The organism is Gottfriedia acidiceleris (genome assembly GCF_036421055.1).
Lineage (GTDB): Bacteria > Bacillota > Bacilli > Bacillales > Bacillaceae_G > Gottfriedia > Gottfriedia acidiceleris_C.
Window position 1 is genome coordinate 1 of sequence record NZ_JAZGQS010000020.1, and the last position, 16,068, is coordinate 16,068.

28 protein-coding genes are annotated in these 16,068 nt (G+C 39.9%); all 28 read left to right on the plus strand.

Features of this window, described 5'->3' with window-relative positions; translation table 11 throughout:
- On the plus strand, positions 1-741 hold the full coding sequence (locus RAH41_RS20755) for a DnaA ATPase domain-containing protein (RefSeq protein ID WP_025852613.1): 741 nt from the start codon (positions 1-3) through the stop codon (positions 739-741).
- Positions 738-881 (plus strand): hypothetical protein, encoded by a 144-nt coding sequence (locus tag RAH41_RS20760; protein WP_095324148.1) that lies wholly within the window; start codon positions 738-740, stop codon positions 879-881. Before RAH41_RS20755 ends, RAH41_RS20760 begins: the two co-directional genes overlap by 4 nt.
- A 95-nt stretch (positions 882-976) precedes the next feature.
- On the plus strand, positions 977-1,405 hold the full coding sequence (locus RAH41_RS20765) for a RusA family crossover junction endodeoxyribonuclease (RefSeq protein WP_025852611.1): 429 nt from the start codon (positions 977-979) through the stop codon (positions 1,403-1,405).
- A 50-nt stretch (positions 1,406-1,455) separates the two neighbouring features.
- Positions 1,456-1,620 (plus strand): hypothetical protein, encoded by a 165-nt coding sequence (locus RAH41_RS20770; protein WP_162918043.1) that lies wholly within the window; start codon positions 1,456-1,458, stop codon positions 1,618-1,620.
- 89 nt (positions 1,621-1,709) lie between these two features.
- Positions 1,710-1,913, plus strand: a complete 204-nt coding sequence (locus tag RAH41_RS20775) for an XtrA/YqaO family protein (RefSeq protein WP_025852610.1) — start codon at positions 1,710-1,712, stop codon at positions 1,911-1,913.
- A 35-nt stretch (positions 1,914-1,948) separates the two neighbouring features.
- Positions 1,949-2,206, plus strand: a complete 258-nt coding sequence (locus RAH41_RS20780; RefSeq protein WP_025852608.1) for a hypothetical protein — start codon at positions 1,949-1,951, stop codon at positions 2,204-2,206.
- 162 nt (positions 2,207-2,368) lie between these two features.
- Positions 2,369-3,034 carry a hypothetical protein gene (locus RAH41_RS20785; protein ID WP_025852606.1) on the plus strand — a complete coding sequence of 222 codons (666 nt, stop codon included), beginning with the start codon at positions 2,369-2,371 and terminating at the stop codon, positions 3,032-3,034.
- 247 nt (positions 3,035-3,281) lie between these two features.
- On the plus strand, positions 3,282-3,467 hold the full coding sequence (locus RAH41_RS20790; RefSeq protein WP_025852602.1) for a hypothetical protein: 186 nt from the start codon (positions 3,282-3,284) through the stop codon (positions 3,465-3,467).
- A gap of 19 nt (positions 3,468-3,486) precedes the next feature.
- Entirely contained in the window at positions 3,487-4,005 is a 519-nt protein-coding gene (locus RAH41_RS20795; protein ID WP_025852600.1) for a sigma-70 family RNA polymerase sigma factor, read from the plus strand.
- Between the two features lie 83 nt (positions 4,006-4,088).
- Positions 4,089-4,304, plus strand: a complete 216-nt coding sequence (locus tag RAH41_RS20800) for a hypothetical protein (protein ID WP_331225234.1) — start codon at positions 4,089-4,091, stop codon at positions 4,302-4,304.
- Between the two features lie 69 nt (positions 4,305-4,373).
- Positions 4,374-5,252 (plus strand): hypothetical protein, encoded by an 879-nt coding sequence (locus RAH41_RS20805; RefSeq protein WP_032861539.1) that lies wholly within the window; start codon positions 4,374-4,376, stop codon positions 5,250-5,252.
- Between the two features lie 124 nt (positions 5,253-5,376).
- A complete protein-coding gene (locus RAH41_RS20810; RefSeq protein ID WP_162839616.1) occupies positions 5,377-5,526 on the plus strand; it encodes a hypothetical protein in 150 nt (49 codons plus the stop codon).
- A 262-nt stretch (positions 5,527-5,788) separates the two neighbouring features.
- Positions 5,789-6,001: a helix-turn-helix domain-containing protein gene (locus tag RAH41_RS20815; protein ID WP_025852595.1), complete on the plus strand. Its 213-nt coding sequence runs from the start codon at positions 5,789-5,791 to the stop codon at positions 5,999-6,001.
- 132 nt (positions 6,002-6,133) lie between these two features.
- Positions 6,134-6,607, plus strand: coding sequence for a hypothetical protein (locus RAH41_RS20820; RefSeq protein WP_025852592.1), 474 nt, complete (start codon positions 6,134-6,136; stop codon positions 6,605-6,607).
- Positions 6,608-6,896: 289 nt separating this feature from the next.
- Positions 6,897-7,262, plus strand: a complete 366-nt coding sequence (locus RAH41_RS20825) for an HNH endonuclease (protein WP_025852590.1) — start codon at positions 6,897-6,899, stop codon at positions 7,260-7,262.
- Between the two features lie 227 nt (positions 7,263-7,489).
- A complete protein-coding gene (locus RAH41_RS20830; RefSeq protein WP_025852589.1) occupies positions 7,490-8,005 on the plus strand; it encodes a phage terminase small subunit P27 family in 516 nt (171 codons plus the stop codon).
- Positions 8,002-9,711: a terminase large subunit gene (locus RAH41_RS20835; protein ID WP_025852588.1), complete on the plus strand. Its 1,710-nt coding sequence runs from the start codon at positions 8,002-8,004 to the stop codon at positions 9,709-9,711. The genes RAH41_RS20830 and RAH41_RS20835 overlap by 4 nt, the downstream gene beginning before the upstream one ends.
- A 13-nt stretch (positions 9,712-9,724) precedes the next feature.
- The gene (locus tag RAH41_RS20840) at positions 9,725-9,895 is read left to right on the plus strand and encodes a hypothetical protein (RefSeq protein ID WP_014418199.1); all 171 of its coding nucleotides are present in this window, start codon (positions 9,725-9,727) and stop codon (positions 9,893-9,895) included.
- A gap of 4 nt (positions 9,896-9,899) precedes the next feature.
- Positions 9,900-11,180 (plus strand): phage portal protein, encoded by a 1,281-nt coding sequence (locus RAH41_RS20845; RefSeq protein WP_095324149.1) that lies wholly within the window; start codon positions 9,900-9,902, stop codon positions 11,178-11,180.
- Complete coding sequence (locus tag RAH41_RS20850; RefSeq protein ID WP_032859296.1) at positions 11,143-11,769, plus strand: HK97 family phage prohead protease; 627 nt, start codon at positions 11,143-11,145, stop codon at positions 11,767-11,769. Before RAH41_RS20845 ends, RAH41_RS20850 begins: the two co-directional genes overlap by 38 nt.
- 38 nt (positions 11,770-11,807) lie before the next feature.
- The gene (locus RAH41_RS20855; RefSeq protein WP_014418196.1) at positions 11,808-13,100 is read left to right on the plus strand and encodes a phage major capsid protein; all 1,293 of its coding nucleotides are present in this window, start codon (positions 11,808-11,810) and stop codon (positions 13,098-13,100) included.
- A gap of 22 nt (positions 13,101-13,122) precedes the next feature.
- Positions 13,123-13,539, plus strand: a complete 417-nt coding sequence (locus RAH41_RS20860; protein ID WP_236836984.1) for a collagen-like triple helix repeat-containing protein — start codon at positions 13,123-13,125, stop codon at positions 13,537-13,539.
- Positions 13,540-13,556: 17 nt separating this feature from the next.
- Positions 13,557-13,859, plus strand: a complete 303-nt coding sequence (locus tag RAH41_RS20865) for a head-tail connector protein (protein ID WP_025852582.1) — start codon at positions 13,557-13,559, stop codon at positions 13,857-13,859.
- Positions 13,849-14,166, plus strand: a complete 318-nt coding sequence (locus RAH41_RS20870; RefSeq protein WP_025852580.1) for a phage head closure protein — start codon at positions 13,849-13,851, stop codon at positions 14,164-14,166. Before RAH41_RS20865 ends, RAH41_RS20870 begins: the two co-directional genes overlap by 11 nt.
- Positions 14,163-14,561 (plus strand): HK97-gp10 family putative phage morphogenesis protein, encoded by a 399-nt coding sequence (locus RAH41_RS20875; protein WP_025852578.1) that lies wholly within the window; start codon positions 14,163-14,165, stop codon positions 14,559-14,561. The genes RAH41_RS20870 and RAH41_RS20875 overlap by 4 nt, the downstream gene beginning before the upstream one ends.
- Positions 14,558-14,941 (plus strand): tail completion protein gp17, encoded by a 384-nt coding sequence (gene gp17 / locus RAH41_RS20880; RefSeq protein WP_014418191.1) that lies wholly within the window; start codon positions 14,558-14,560, stop codon positions 14,939-14,941. Before RAH41_RS20875 ends, gp17 begins: the two co-directional genes overlap by 4 nt.
- 14 nt (positions 14,942-14,955) lie before the next feature.
- Positions 14,956-15,564: a major tail protein gene (locus tag RAH41_RS20885; protein ID WP_014418190.1), complete on the plus strand. Its 609-nt coding sequence runs from the start codon at positions 14,956-14,958 to the stop codon at positions 15,562-15,564.
- A gap of 61 nt (positions 15,565-15,625) precedes the next feature.
- Positions 15,626-16,003, plus strand: coding sequence for a phage tail assembly chaperone G (gene gpG, locus RAH41_RS20890; RefSeq protein ID WP_014418189.1), 378 nt, complete (start codon positions 15,626-15,628; stop codon positions 16,001-16,003).
- Positions 16,004-16,068 lie beyond the last annotated feature (65 nt).

Below are 16,068 nucleotides of genomic sequence, written 5' to 3' on the forward strand. Positions count from 1 at the left end.
ATGGAGAGTCTTAACGCTGATCAAATGGTGAGGGAAGAGGATTACCTTGCAGGAAAAGTGTGCTTACCGGATAAGGCCCGGGAGTGGAAAACCACGTACTCTAAGCAATGTAAGTGTGTGAAACGGAAAAAGATCGCCCGGCTTATGGAAGCCAGCGGTATTACCGAGGAATTTGAAATGCTCTTATTCGGTAATTTCATTACAGATGGCAAGCCTGACATGATTAAAGACGCATATGAGTGCGCTATGGAATACTTTAAGGATTTTCAAAAAGTTAAAGGAGAACGTTCGAACAGCATCGCCCTCCTTGGGCAGCCTGGCAGCGGAAAAACGCACCTATTAACGGCAATCATGAACAACCTTATTAAGAAAAAATCTGTTTACTGCATGTATTTCCCTTACGTCGAAGGGATGGGGAATTTAAGAGACAACTTTGATCAACTAGAGTCCAAGCTTGATGCAATGAGAAAAGCGGACGTTCTATTCATCGACGATTTATTTAAACCAGTAAAGGGAGAACCGCGGGCCACAGATTGGCAGGTTGAGCAGATCCAATCGGTCGTTAATTATCGCTACCTGAACCACAAACCCCTGCTGATTTCATCAGAATTAGATACAGCAGCATTATTAGATATAGACGAAGCGCTCGGATCTCGGATACATCAGATGTGCCGTAATTATACGGTAACCATCAAGGGAGACCGAATGCAATTAAATCATAGGTTAGGAGAATGGGAATGAGCTTAAAAACGAACGTTCAAGGATCCGGAGGGATTTATATGTTCGGCCCCGCTGAACAGACAGGCGGACAGGATCTCACACCGGCGATTAGGGTCCTGGAGGAGAAAATAAGGCAAATGGAGCTGGGGAGAAGTGCTTAAAGCAGTTGCTGCGCTGCCAGTCATATTACTGACTGCACCTTACAAGGAAAAGCAGATCGAGCATTGGGAACAGATTGACGGGAGGTAAAAGGCTGTTGAGTTCTATTCAGTTTATTGTTTACGGAGAGCCGATCGCACAAGGACGGCCGCGAGGATCCATTCAAAACGGAAAGGTTAGAATGTACGATCCTGTAAAGTCAAAAAATTTTAAGCAGTATGTGGCACTGGTTGCATATCAGCATCGGCCGAAGCAGGTTATTACTGGTCCTGTCGCAATGGAAGTCAGAGTATTCAGACCAATGCCGAAAGCTGTATCCGGATCCAAGAGAAAAAAGGAGAACGCTGAAAAAGGACTTTTACGCCCTGTAACAAAGCCGGACGTCGATAACTATGTAAAAGGTGTCAAAGACGCTTTGAATCATCTGATATACAAGGATGATAGTCAGGTAGTCGATTTGAAGGTCAGTAAGTTTTACAGTGAAGCGCCGCGGGTGGAAGTCATTATAACTGAGATTGTGTCATGACAGGTAGCTTTTCTATGGATCCTAAAGCAAATAATCAGGAGGTTAACAACATGCAAGAAAACAACAACAATCCTTACGTACCAGGACCGGTAAAGGAATGGAAGATGACGCCGGAAGAACTGGCAGCATATGTCGAAAAACATCCGATCATTTACCGAGAGGAACTAAAGCCGTCTCCAGCGTTCACAATGAGCGGCTGGGAGAATCCGTACTAAGGACTAAGGACATAAAAAAACACCGAAGCTTATGCCTCAGTGCTTATGAATCGAATTGGTACTTCTATCATAGCACAGGAGGAGTCTAGGTGTACAACCCCAAAGAAATTAAAAATCATGAAGGAAGTATTCAGCAAAGTATGGAGCCTGGGAAAATCCGTATCATCGTTTTAGATGGTACTGAAGGAACAGCGCATGTATTGGATGTCCCAGAGCACGGAAAGACCATCATCCAAACCTCAAAAGGCAGCTTTGCGCGAGTCGATCACGAAATAGGGTTCAAGGTGAAATAAAACGAATGTAATTATTCAGAAAAGGGGTTTTTGAATTGATGCCATTACAAGTCAAATTACAACGTGTCGTCAAAGCAACGAAAGATGAAGCGATGACCGTCGAACAGGCAGCAGATTATTTGAAAGTTCCCAAACAATATATACCGGTCCTTGTAGCGCGTTCAGATGATTTAAAGATGATTGGTGATGAAACAATCATCGCAAAACGGGATAAAATGAATAGTTGGTTGATATGCACGGTAGTTGTGGTTGTGTTCTTTATAATCTCTGTCCTGCCTGGGATAGAGGGATGAAAGGATGAAAAGCAAAATATATCAGTGATTTGTAAAAATAACATCCGTCAAAGTGACCCAAAAGTAAAGGGGATGGATGGTTTCTTTTCTGAATGAACAAACGAAAATATTATGAAATTTTTTCATAATATAGTATGATTTATTTTAAAAAGGTTGTTGAAAATGGATTGGATAACGAATCCCTGGATTGTTAGTTTAATAACTGCAATAGTAAGTACTTTTATTGTAAATTCCCTAACAAAGTTTTTTGGAAGAAAAGATTATATTAAAAGAGTTAACAGAGCTAATAATCAAATAATTAATACTTTGAAAGATTTTATATCAGAGGGAGAAAATCCTTCTTTACCTCTTTTGGAGTCACTATCCGCTGCCAATGCTAAATCAAATAAAGTTAAACAACATAGTTTGTATAGCATTGATGATATTTTAGATCTTCTTATTAAAGATATTTCCGAAACTAATTTTCTTTCTATAGATCAGAAAATCGAAATATCTAACAACTTATTAGATCTTAAGAGGGATATTAAAACAAAACAAGATGAAGAATTGGAGTTTAAGCCAATTATAACTGACAAAGGCATAATTACATTTGATAAAGGAATAAAGCAAATTAAAGAAATGGATAAAATAAAAAGAAACATGACTACTACTTCATTGATTTATATAGCTTGTCTAATTAGTTATATGACAATAATGAAATATCCAAAGTTATCTGGTTTTTTTCAGAATAACCTGTCAATGATTAAAGATATTTCGATTGCCATAGTAGTTATAGTCCTAATAAGCTTTATGATTAAATTTGGTTATAGTAAGACTTTAAAAAAGTAAAAAAAAAATTTATAGTCCAAGACGGAAAGCCTGCGGACACTGATCATTGCACAAATTACTGTGCTCTGATTGGTGTCCGTTTTTTATTTGAACAAAGGACGGCATGAAATAGTAATGAAAAAGCCTAATAAAAACGCTTAGGAGTGTTCTGTAAGGTTTTTAGCGAAGATGAAGGCCTAAACAAGCAAATACTCAGACGAGGCAAGAGCGGACCATTTAAACACAGAAAGAAGAAGGGGAGTTTAGGATGAAATACGGATTCGCTTATAAACACGGAAAGCTTGTAAATATCTTTTGCGGCAGAGAAGAACTCTATAATGAGTTGAAATCCTTCTTGGTCAAAACTTTCAACTTAAAAGTTTCAGAGGTATCTAGACGCCAATATATTGCTGAACAAAAAAGTAATAATTGGAACGATACATATTCATTTTGACTTAAAGGAATGATGAAAAGTGCAAGATTTAATCATTGAATATAAAAGAGCGTTAAAAGAAGCAAGAAAGATGTACCGGTCATTCTCGGAAACACCGGGAGTTGAAATGACAGCTGCACAAAAGAACGATAAGAAGATAATTGGCAGTATGATCAGTGATATTGAATTCACTCTTGAATGGCTTCAGAACGGAAGACAGCCCGGCGCCCGCCGAGGTGCTGACAGAAGAGACGCATATCAAAGGACGATTCTTGCTGATCCGCGCTTAATTGATGCGCTATCGGAAGAATACGCAATCGTTCAAGAAGCTGAGGGAGAGGTAAGTGATTGGGATAAGGAAAGAATCGCTGACGCCCTTTCCGTTCTCACAGAAAGAGAAAAAGACATATTCATGATGCATGCTGTTCAACACATGTCATTCGAAGAGATCGCACAGTTATTGGGGATCAAAAAAGGAACTGTGCAGAAAAACATTGAGCGATCTCGTTTAAAAATGAAAAATAGAGCAGATCACAGCCTATTCTGTTTAGCTTTGTAAGATGGCGTATGTTATATAAGTTGAAAGGTAATGCTAATTTATGACAAAAAAAGTTATTGATATTCGAGTAAGGGGCGTTTAAAATGAACAAGAGCACTTTTGAGGTATTTACAAAAGGAGGAAATGTTATGGCGGTTAATGATACTGTTGAGATTCTTTCATCTAGTAGTGAACACTTGAACGGACAAACTGGAGTAATAACGGGGATTCTTGCAGGGGATTATGGTACTGAAGTTAAAGTATTATTAAGTAGCGGAATCGAGACATGGATTGATGCAGAAGAAGTTTTGTCATTTTAAATAAAATTTGCAGAATTTCCTAAAAATATATTATAATGGACTCATCTTAAGAGAGGTGGGTCTTTTTTCATGAAGATGGAGTTTAGAGTTTATCAACTTACATATGCAAATGATTTAACAGAGAATGGGGGGGCTTTACATGAGTATTTAGCTAGTATGGCCAAGCTGCCAGGCGAACACGGATTTGAATATTGCATTACAAGTGAAATTGACTACGATGATCATGTTATAACATTTTGTTTTAGTGAAGAATTTGCATCGGATGTAAGTTCTGTCGATGATGAGAAAAACATATACACACCTGATGTGGCTCCGTATATAAATACAATAATGGCACTTGATTTACGAGAGAAAAGATTTTTAGTCCAAAACAGAGATTATCCTGCAAATAACCTAAAAAAAGATCTCACTATGACCAGGATTAGATTGATGTTAAATGAGGCTTTTGAAAATACTTATAATTCAGTCTTCAATACTTTAGATACAGATAGAGAAGTGAATGAAAATGAGTTTATTCATTTGTTCGAGAATAATAGAGTAAGTGCTTTGTGGGTTACTATACCCAATAACTATAGAGTCTTACCTGAGCACGAACAAATTTTTGAAGATGAAGCAATCAATAGGAATTGGATTGAGGGATGGAATAATGATCATAGTAAAATGCATGAAATCCTATTAAAGGCACCAGGGAGAGGAGGAGAAGGAGATTTAAGACACTCGCCTATAGCTAAAAGTTTACTGAATATGGTTGGTGCTTACGTCAAACAGATAAACTATTGGGATGAAAATGATAAATCACATGAAGTGTCACGCAACTCTTTAATGAGGTTTGTTGTTAACGGAATAAACATTAGAAGCTTACCGGTTACATCAATAGATAGACTCTCACTTGAAATTCGCAATAGGAGGGAAGAACTTAGAGAATTTAGAGCTTCAGATGAAATTTAATGACCAAATATAAAGCATCCAAATGGGTGCTCTTTTTTGATTAAGAAAAAAATTCAATCTTTTATATTGACGATCGTAAATATAGATGCTATAATTAAAGTATCGAAAGGAGGTGTTAACGAGCATGGAAATCGTTGAATTCATCCTTAGGGATACAGCTTGGTTAGTCGGAATTCTCGTTGGGATTACGACACTGATCAAGAACATCAAAGACCTAAAGGGTGATAAAAACAAAAAACGACGTTCTCCCGCCAAGAAGAAACGTCGCAAATAACCCATGAGGGGAATTACTTCCCCTCCTTGTATTATAACATTTTAATGGGTCTTAAACAAAACCATTAAAATTCCATGCTCGGAGATAATGAAAAAAATATTAGACTCAACAACACTGTTATTTTTCGTCTTGTTCTGCTTACAATTCGCTCGTATGGACTATAACAACCTGACTGTACTGGACATAATATCAATAGTGCTGGCAGTTATCTGGCTCACGCTGACGATTATAAACGTAATTATGAAATGGAGGAATTCAAAGGATGGATAAGTTTGTATTTAGTGATGTCGAAGAATTGAGAGAGTTCTTTGATAAAGAAGTCATAACCACCTCCGATGCGATTGAAATCATCGGATGCAGTCGTCAAAATCTTAAACAGCTAGTTGATCATGGAACGCTGAAGCCAATCAAAACAACGAATAGGGATCGTCTTTTCTTAAGAAAAGATATAGCGGCTTATAAAAGAAAACGTTAATTACATCAAAAATAAAATGGTGTTTTTCGTCTTACGGTAGCCACCTATTAATAAAGGACTTTCATTCGACAAATTCTGCGAATAGTTCCTTTCATGTGCTCTTTACCTGATAATAAGGTGGGAGGTGATGAGATGGGAAACGAAAATGGACGAGTTAACAATCCATTAGGGAATATAAAGTTGCCGAAATTAAATGTTAGTTTACCGAATTACCCTACGCCTGATTTGAGTCATATTCATAAGTATAGTGAACTAATCAGTGAGGAAAAGAAAAGGGAAGTTGAAGAAAAGATCCATAAGGAAGAAGCGGAGAAGCAATATAGAGATCAAACTCTTCAATTGCTCTCGGGGATTGAAAGAAATACTGCTGTCTTGCAAGAGATTTCAACCTTAATGAGAAAAAGTAGTGACAAACAAGAAGAAATCTTCGCACTTATTGTGGAAATGTTAGAGATAACAAAAAGTAGTAATCAAGAAGAGGCAGTAAGTAAGTATAGAAGTATCATGGATAAAATCAATCAATTTACAAGTGACAGTGCAACTTTACAATCACTTTATACACTAAGTGGAACAATTTTTAATGTGGTATCTAATATGAATTTCTAGAGCATCCTTCGGGGTGCTTTTTATATTCCCTGTAAACTGATTCCGGTAAATCTCAAGGAGACAATTGGCGGCTAACGGCTTGAGTACGGTGTCGGTTTAGAGGGAATGTAAGGAGGTTGCATGATGGGATTCATAGCACAGTATGGAGAGAGCATAGAAAAAGAGATACAGACATGTAAGGCCATAGATATGGCGGGACAGAATGAAGGGGTATTGAGGGAATCAATGTATATGAACTTCAATTCTTTTTGTCATTCACACCGAAACAAAGGAATAAGGATATAAGTTCATGCCGCCCAAGCCCCTAAAGGAATGTGCCGCCCGTGGTTGCCGTGCCCTTACTCGGGATAGGTACTGTGATGCACACAAGACACAACAACAAGAAGAAACAAAACATTACAACAAACATTCAAGAAACAAAACAATAACAAATTTTTATAAATCAACTGAATGGAAACGAACAAGACAACTTGCTTTGATACGAGACAATTATCTCTGTCAGCATTGTTTGAAAGCACACTGCTTCACTCCGGCTGACATGGTGCATCATATAGTGGAAGTAAAGCAAGATTGGTCGAAACGATTGGATATAATGAACCTTGAAAGCTTGTGTAATGCCTGTCATAACAAGGCTCATGGCAGTAAAGGCAAGTGACCACCCCCCCCTAACAAATCTCTGGAAGGGAAACGAACGGAGAACGGCGATCCCCCTTCTGCAAACAAACACCGCTTTTCAAAGTTCCGAAAACAGCAGAAAGCCCCCTCGGCGAATTTGCCGAGAGGGCTTGATACGACTGGTTTTATGATTGATTCCATCGTATCACGATTGATGAAAAAAACAAGCAAAAAAACGTACTTTTTTAAAAGAAATGAGGTGAAAACATGCCGAGACCTGCTAAATCTGCAACACTTCAACTAATTCAAGGTAATCCCAACAAAAAGAATACGGAGGAGCTGGCTGCGCGTGCTGAGCATGAAAAAAAGATAAAAATGCGCTCTGACAATATTAAAGCGCCACCTTGGTTAAATAAAATTGCGAAAAAAGAATTTAAAAGGGTTGCTGCTTTGTTATCTGAGGTGGAGATTATCACTGAAGCAGATATCAGCATGTTGGCCGCCTATTGTAATGCATACTCTCAGTATATTTCGATTTCAGAAATCATTGAAAAAGATGGGATCATGGTTCATACCGAGGGACAGGATGAGGATGGAAATCCTATTCAGTTGATTGGTGAAGAGCATCCGTTATTGAAGCGGCAAAAGAATTACTATGATCAAATGAAATCAGCTGCGAACGATTTCGGCCTTACGCCATCTGCACGAGCAAAACTTGCGATTACCCGCACACAGGAGGAACGAGAAAAGACGGCTGCAGAAAAGGAGTTTGGTAATGTATGAAGACAATAAAACAATTTCTTATTGATTACTCACGCGACGTTATATCGGGTGAGATTGTAGCATGTGAAAAACACGTATGGGCTTGTCAGCGCTTTTTAAATGATATCAGCCGGGAAGGTACCAGAGAGTTTCCGTACGTCTTTGATGATGAGAGAGCGCGTCGATTTCTTTACTGGATGACACAATTCAAGCATACGAAAGGGCCGTTGCAAGGTGAAAATATTGTGCCGGAGCCTATTCAAATATTTATTTTCGGCAATGTGTACGGGTGGGTGCATAAGGATAACGGTTATCGACGATTTAAAAAAGTGTATTGGCAGGTTGGCCGTAAAAACACAAAAACACAAAGCCTGGCATGTGTTGGATCCTATGAGGCAATGGCTAACGACGAATACATGTCCGAGGTTTACATAGGTGCAACAAAAACGGAACAGGCGAAAATCTGTTGGAACGAAATTAAAGCACAGATTATGCAAAGTGACCTTTTGAATAAGCCGGAGAAGAAATACCGAATTGCTTACGGTAAGATTGAACATCCCAAAACACAGTCAAAAATAGAGGCGCTTTCGAAAGATGCAGGTAAAACGGGGGACGGGTTCAACCCGCAATGCGGCATCATCGACGAATATCACGCCCATAAAACTTCAGAGATTTACGATGTACTCGCTTCTGGTATGGCTGCTCGTGCTCAACCGTTAATGATGATTATTACGACAGCAGGGTTTGAGCTAAATAATCCCGCCTATCGTGTGGAATACGATTACGTTTCACGTATACTGGATCCCAATAAAGTTGAGCAAAATGAAAAGTATTTTGTGATGATTAATGAATTAGATAAAGACGATGACATTAAAGATGAGCGCAATTGGATAAAAGCAAACCCTATTGTGGCAGCTAACGAACATGGGCTGAATTATTTACGTGGAGAATTGGAAGTAGCGCTTGCTGTGCCGGAGAAAATGAGAAATTTCATGACAAAGAATATGAACATTTGGGTTAATATGCGCGAGAATGGTTATATGGATATGCAAGCTTGGGCTGATTGCGGTTCGGATGAATTTCCTGAGCTTAAGAACCGAGAATGTTATGTCGGCATTGACTTGTCAAAAACGATTGATTTAACCGCCGCATCTTTCATCTTCCCGTTAGATGACGGCAGCTTTGCTGTCGATAGTCATGGATTTATGCCGGAGGATACATTCCATGAGCGGATGAACACGGATAAGGTCCCTTATGATGTATGGGAGAAAAAGAACTGGTTAACAACAACAGATGGTGCTGTCGTCGATTACGATTATATCAGAGCGTATATTAAGAAAATGGAGAAGGAACATGGCTGGCGCATCAAGGAAATTGGATACGATCCATATAACGCTACTCAGTTCGCTCAGCAAATGGAGGCAGACGGATATGTAATGGTTGAAATCCGCCAAGGGGTGGCAACTCTCTCAGAGCCGACCAAAGACTTCAGAGCAAAGGTCAAGTCCAAAAAAATCATACACCCGAAAAATGATCTTCTAACTTGGGCAATGGGGAACGCTGTAACAAAAGTGGATGCTCAAGAGAACATCATGCTGGATAAATCAAAATCAACCCAACGGATTGACCCAGCCGCCGCGCTTGTGAATGCGTATGTACGGGCTTCTCAAATCAATAATGAGGTTGATTTAAACGCATATATCAAGTCAGCTTCATTTTCTTTCTAAAGGTGGTGTAGAAGTGAAGAAAATACTGACAGCCATGATGCTTTTTTTAAATGATTTTCTTTTTATCATAGGTGCTGCTTTTATATTGGCAGCTGCATATCGTTTGCACACAGACATCGGTCTTGTTTTGACAGGTGTCTTTTTTATATTTTATGCACTGCTGCTCAGTAAGAAAAGGAGGTGATTAATTGTTTTTGGAAGGGCTGTTTTCTAAGAGATCAAATGATGAAGAGCCTTGGGGCCTCGCAAATCCTCCTGATTGGATTATAGATATGTTCGGCGGCTCAAAAACAGCTAGCGGTGAACGTGTCAGTGAATCAACGGCACTCATCCATCCGGATGTTTTTTCGTGTATAAATGTTTTGTCTGATGACATTGCGAAGCTTGCCGTCCATACATTCAAAAAAAAGCAAGGAAATATTATAAGCAGTATGGATCATCCTGTTGCCCAATTGCTTTATCTAAAGCCGAATCAATACATGACGGCTTTTACTTGGAAAAAGCTCATGATGACTCATGCCTGTACGTGGGGGAATGCCTATTCTTATATAAAAACAGATCGGAATGGCTTTATAACAGCTCTATTGCCATTAAACCCCGCCAATACGCAAGCCTATGTAAACCCAAAGACAGGTATGCTGTGGTATGAAACGGTCATTAATTCAAAAAGTGTTGAATTGTATGCAGATGAGATCCTGCATTTCAAGGGTATGACAGAAGACGGGATCAACGGTAAGAGTCCTATCGGAGTTATAAGGGAGCATATTGGCGCGCAATCGGCTGCCACAAAATTTAATGCGAAATTATATAAAAATGATGCGACACCACGGGGAATCTTAAAAGTTCCGACTTTAATAGACGAAGATGCAAAACAGCGGGCGAGAGATGAATGGGAAAAGGTAAATGCGGGGCGGAACATTGCGATTATAGATGCCGGTCTTTCTTATGAATCAATATCTATGCCGTTGCAAGAAGCTCAGTTTGTGGAGTCTATGAAATTTAATAAGGCACAAATCGCATCTATTTTTAAAGTTCCATTGCATAAAATCAATGAGCTGGACCGGGCAACATTCAATAATATTGAACACCAATCGATTGAATACGTAAAAAATACGCTGCAGCCGTGGCTGGTTTCTTTTGAACAGGAAATTATAACGAAACTCTTTACTGATGAAGAGATTAAAGACGGATTCTATATCAAATTCAATGTAAACAGCGAGCTGCGCGGTGATGCGAAATCTAGGGCGGAGTATTATGAAATTATGGAACGGATCAGTGCATTAAATATAAATGAAATTCGTGCTTTTGAAGAGAAAAATGCAATTGAACACGGTGATAGGCACCTTGTATCGCTTAACTATACATTCCTTGATTCATTGGAGGAGTATCAAATGAACAAATCAGGTTCCGTTAAGGGAGGTGAGGACATACATGAGCAAGGAAGTTCGCCACCTAACAACGAAGATTGAGTTGCGTTCTGCTGGTGAAGGAGAAGAGAAAAGAGATTTTATTGAGGGTTACGCCTTAAAATTTGAAAAATGGTCTGAGCGTTTAGGTGGATGGTTTAAAGAAATCATCAGCCGGGATGCATTAGCTTCCACGGACCTTTCAAACGTAGTAGCGCTTTTTAATCACCGCCAGGATTATCCGTTAGCGAGAAACACCGTTTCTGGCGATGCTGGGCGGCTTGAATTAGAGACAGATGCTATTGGTCTAAAATTCCGTTTTACCCCCACAGATACGACGTATGCTAAAGATTTAATGGAGAATATTAGAAGCGGAGTCATTAATCAGTGTTCCTTCGCCTTTTCACTGAATTATAACAAGAATGAGCCGGATGAATGGCGTCATAATGATGAAGAAGATGTATATGAACGTCGAATCAATAACATCGAGCGTATTTTTGACATATCACTTGTAACAACACCTGCTTATAACGATACGGAGGCTGTGATCGGTGAACGCAGTTTAGAAAAAGTCGAACAGATTAAAGAAATGCGCGATGCGCCAATAGAAAAACTAAAAATCGAATTGGAACTTTTAGACCTAACGTTATAGGTCTATTTTTTATGTTCAAATCTAAGGAGGATACCCGAATGCCAGTAGCAATGACAAAAAAGGAACGTGAATTAAGACAAAAATTCACACAAAAGAAACAAGAGGCTTCAAATCTTTTGGAGGATGGAAAGCCTGAAGAAGCTCGCAGCATGCTGGAAGAAGCAAAAGAGCTGCAGAGTCAAATTGAATTAATGACAGAGGGCCGCAGTTTAGAACTTCCGGAGATTGGCGAGGAACGAAACTTTTCTGCAGAAATCAAAAGTGAACCGAAGAAAGAGACGGAAGATCGTAATATCTTAACAGCGACGAAAGAATACCGGGAAGCGTGGTTGAAGGTGCTAACCGGCCGCAGCCATGATCTTGAAACAGAAGAACGAAACATGATGGAACGCGTTTTGAAAGAAAACCGTTCATTATCTGCAGGCAGCGATAAAGACGGCGGCTATACAGTGCCGGATGATATTTCAAAAGAAATTTTGAAATCTATCCAGGAACTAAACTCTGTTCGTAATCTGATCCGTGTTGTTCCGAAAACTGCGCCATCCGGAAATTATACGGTTCGGAAAGGCGTTGCCGGAAAACTTTATAACACAGCGGAGAAAGAACAGATTAAAGAACTAAAGAATATGGAATTTGATCAAATTTGGTATAACGTCAAGAAATTCGCCGGAATCATGCCTGTTTCCAGTGAGTTGTTAAATGATTCATTTGTAAATTTTGTTCAAGAGATCGTGGACTGGCTGTCTGAATCAGCCGTTGTAACAGAGAATGATGAAATCTTTTATGGAGACGGCGGAGAGAAAAACGTTGAAGGTATCATTAGCAGCGGCAAATTCAAGTCTATTAAAGCACCGTCACTCATTACGATTAAGTTTTTAAGAAAAGTGAAAAACCAAATTAAGCGCGGTTATCGACGTAACGCTGTTTGGGTGATGAATACTGAAGCGTTTGAAACCCTAGCAAATATCGAAGACAAAAACGGCCGCGGCATTTTAGCGGAGGATCCAAGAAATGAGGATAATTTCTTGCTATTTGGGCGTCCGGTTGAAATCTATGATGAAGTCCTGACGGATGATAAAACACAGAAAACACACATTCTTTTCGGCGACTTTAAACGCGGCTATTTCATGTTTGATCGTCAAAAATTTGAAATCAAATCTACAGATGTTGGCGGAGATGCCTTTCTTACAGATCAGACATATTTCCGCGGTATTGAGCGGTTCGACGGAAAAGTAGTGGATCCAGAAGCTGCAATCATTGTAACTGATCTTGTTGTTGGTGAGGATGCAAAAGTGGAAACACCTGAACAATCTGCTGATCTTGGAAACTAATACTGAAAGGATTGATTAAAAGATGGCAAAACTAAACAACATTCTAAACGAAAGTAACGGTGTGCTAACGTCAGCAAGAGACAACGGGGAAGGAGCGCCTATTACGGATATTTCTGTTGCTGACAATAGCGAAGAAAACCCACTCTTTGTAAAGGGGCTTAAAGGGGATCCGGGTGAACAAGGACCGCAGGGGGAACCTGGTCCTGCTGGTCCGAAAGGTGAAACAGGCGAGCAAGGTCCTAAAGGCGAAAAAGGTGATCCAGCAGTTATTGATGAGGGCAGCATTGTACATGAAATGCTTGCTGACAAATCAGTTCGCAGCAATAACATTGGAACAGGCAGCGTCATGATGGATCATTTGAACAGTGAAGTGAAGGCTGCACTTGATGGTATGCAAAAACAAATTGATGAACTGAAATCCGCCACTCCTGCAGAATGAAAGGCAGATGATGCCAGATGACAGAAGCTGAAAAAATAGAATTAGAAAAAGCGAAAAAATTCCTCCGGATTGATGGTGACCTGGAGGACGATTTAATTCTCACGTTCATTGCCTCCGCAAAAGAATACATCACTTCGGCAACGGGCCTTGCTTTTCCCAATCAATCAGCCCGGGCCGCTATGTGCGTAAATGCTTTTGTGGCACATTGGTATGAGAACAGGGAAATAGCTGGTACAACATCTAATTTAGACGGTGTGCTGACCTCGTTAATCAATCAGCTGAAATATACATTGCCGGGGAGGGCGTCAGATGCTGAATGATATGCGTTACCGCATTCAATTTCAAAAAAAGAAGCCCGGCGGCCGTCTGCCTGTGGAGGGAAATGATAGCTGGGAAACAGTTATTGAATGCTGGGCAAAGGCGGAGGGCTTAAAGGGCCGGGAATATTATGCTGCAGCGGCCATACAAAAAGAAAAAACAGTTCAATTTACAATCCGGCACCGGGAAGATATCAATGAACATATGCGAATCGTCTTTCAGGGCGATTCATATGAAATTGAGGCTATCTTGCCGAATTATTCGCGGCGGCATTTCATTACGATTAAAGCGAATGTGGTGAGCCGATGAATTTTGAATTGGAATTGAAAGGGTTTAGAGAGCTTGAATCTACTTTCGCTGATCTGGCCCGTAAGGATGAAAAGATTCATAAAGCAGCAGTAAAAGCCGGAGGGGCTGTTTTGGCAGCGGAAATTAATGAGGAAGCTCCGCGCTCTTCCATTGGCGGAAGTCATCCGCACATTGACGATGATATTATAGTCGGCAGCCGTATCAGGCGGGACGAAGACGGAGAGATATACGCAGTTGTAGGCCCTACAAAAGATACAAAATTCCGTGTTCACTTGCCGGAATTCGGCACGCTCCATCAGGCTGCCAATCCATTTATACACCGGAGTATGGTAAAGGCGAATGGCAAGATGCTTGATGCAATGGAAAAAGTCATAAAGGCAGGCTTTAAACTGTGAATCTAGTAGAGAGATCATCACAACTAAAAAATAAAGTATTTGAAGCGCTGGAAAAAGATCCAGCGCTTTTAATGCTGACTGGCCCTGAAAACATCTATGAACTGGCTGTGCCAGAAGGTTTGGAAAGCCAACCACCTTACATTGTGGTTCAAGAATTAGAGTACAGAACGACTGAATGGGCAGACGGGCATCCAATTAAAGATAGCACTTTGTATCAAATTGATGTGTATCACAACCAGTCGTGTGATCCAATTATGGCAGCTATCTTGGATGTTATGGGGAAACTGGATTTTCAAACGACAGTTCTTATCAATGAATTTTTACAATCAGAGCGCCTCATTCGAAAAGGTTATCGGTTTGAGGCAAACATTTTATTATAATCGGAGGTTTTATGATGCCTGAATACAGCTCAATGGTGGGATTAGAAGGCGTTCAATACGCACCATTAAAAAAAGAAAACGGCTTGTGGGTTGCCAGCAAGATTGTCGACTATCCACATGCAATAAATGCAAAGATGGCAACTGATTCATCTACAGAAAAGCAATATGCTGATAACAAGGTAGTTGACCTTGCTGTTTCAACTGGTTCAACGAAATTAGACTTAGAGATGAGAGATGTTCCGCCAGAACACCTTGTCAATTTGTTTGGGATAGAGGAAACCACAGACGGACTGTATTTATTTAAGAAGAATGTTACTCCGCCTTGGATTGCTATGACTTTCTTTGGTGTGAAAGCTAATGGAAAAAGACGATATGTCGGCTTAGTCCAAGGTCGGTTTACGCTGCCTGATGACGACTGGAATACAAAAAAAGAAAAAGTGGACTTTCAAACTTCTAAGTTGTCAGCTGAATTTCTTGAAAGAGACCAGGATGATGTATATAAAGTAATCGCGGATGAAGATGCTCCTAATTTCGATTTAGATAAGTTTTATGAAAAAGTGTATGGCAGTGCCTATACATCATCCACTGCCGATCAAAAAACAAGTACAGATCTAGGTGCTTAACTTAGGGATTAGGGAAGCTTAAGAGCTTCCCTTTGTATTCGTATGAAAAGGAGGAGTCAACATGGCTCAAAAACATATTTCTATTAAACTATGGTTCGAAGATGAAAAGAAATTCAAAACTTTTATTGCACCCCGGACCAATACAAAAACACTTCTTGAAGCATTACGATTAAATGCAGAAGCGGAAAAAACAGCGGATAATTTGGAGAAAAGCATCAAAATCCTCGAAAAACAGCTGCAATTTATTGTTGGGATATTCCGCAATCAATTTACTTATGATCAATTATTTGAGGGGCTGGAATCTTTTGAAGTTGCGAAAGAAGTGAGCCGCATTCTCTCGGAAGTTGCCGGCTATAAAGAAATTGAGGCTGCTGATCAGGATTTTTTGCCGGAACAGACGGAGAAGAATACACCTACGAGCGCGGAATCGAGCAAATAAATGAAATTTACGCTACTCTCCTGCAACAAGGGTGGAGTATGAACGCAATTGACGAGATGGACATA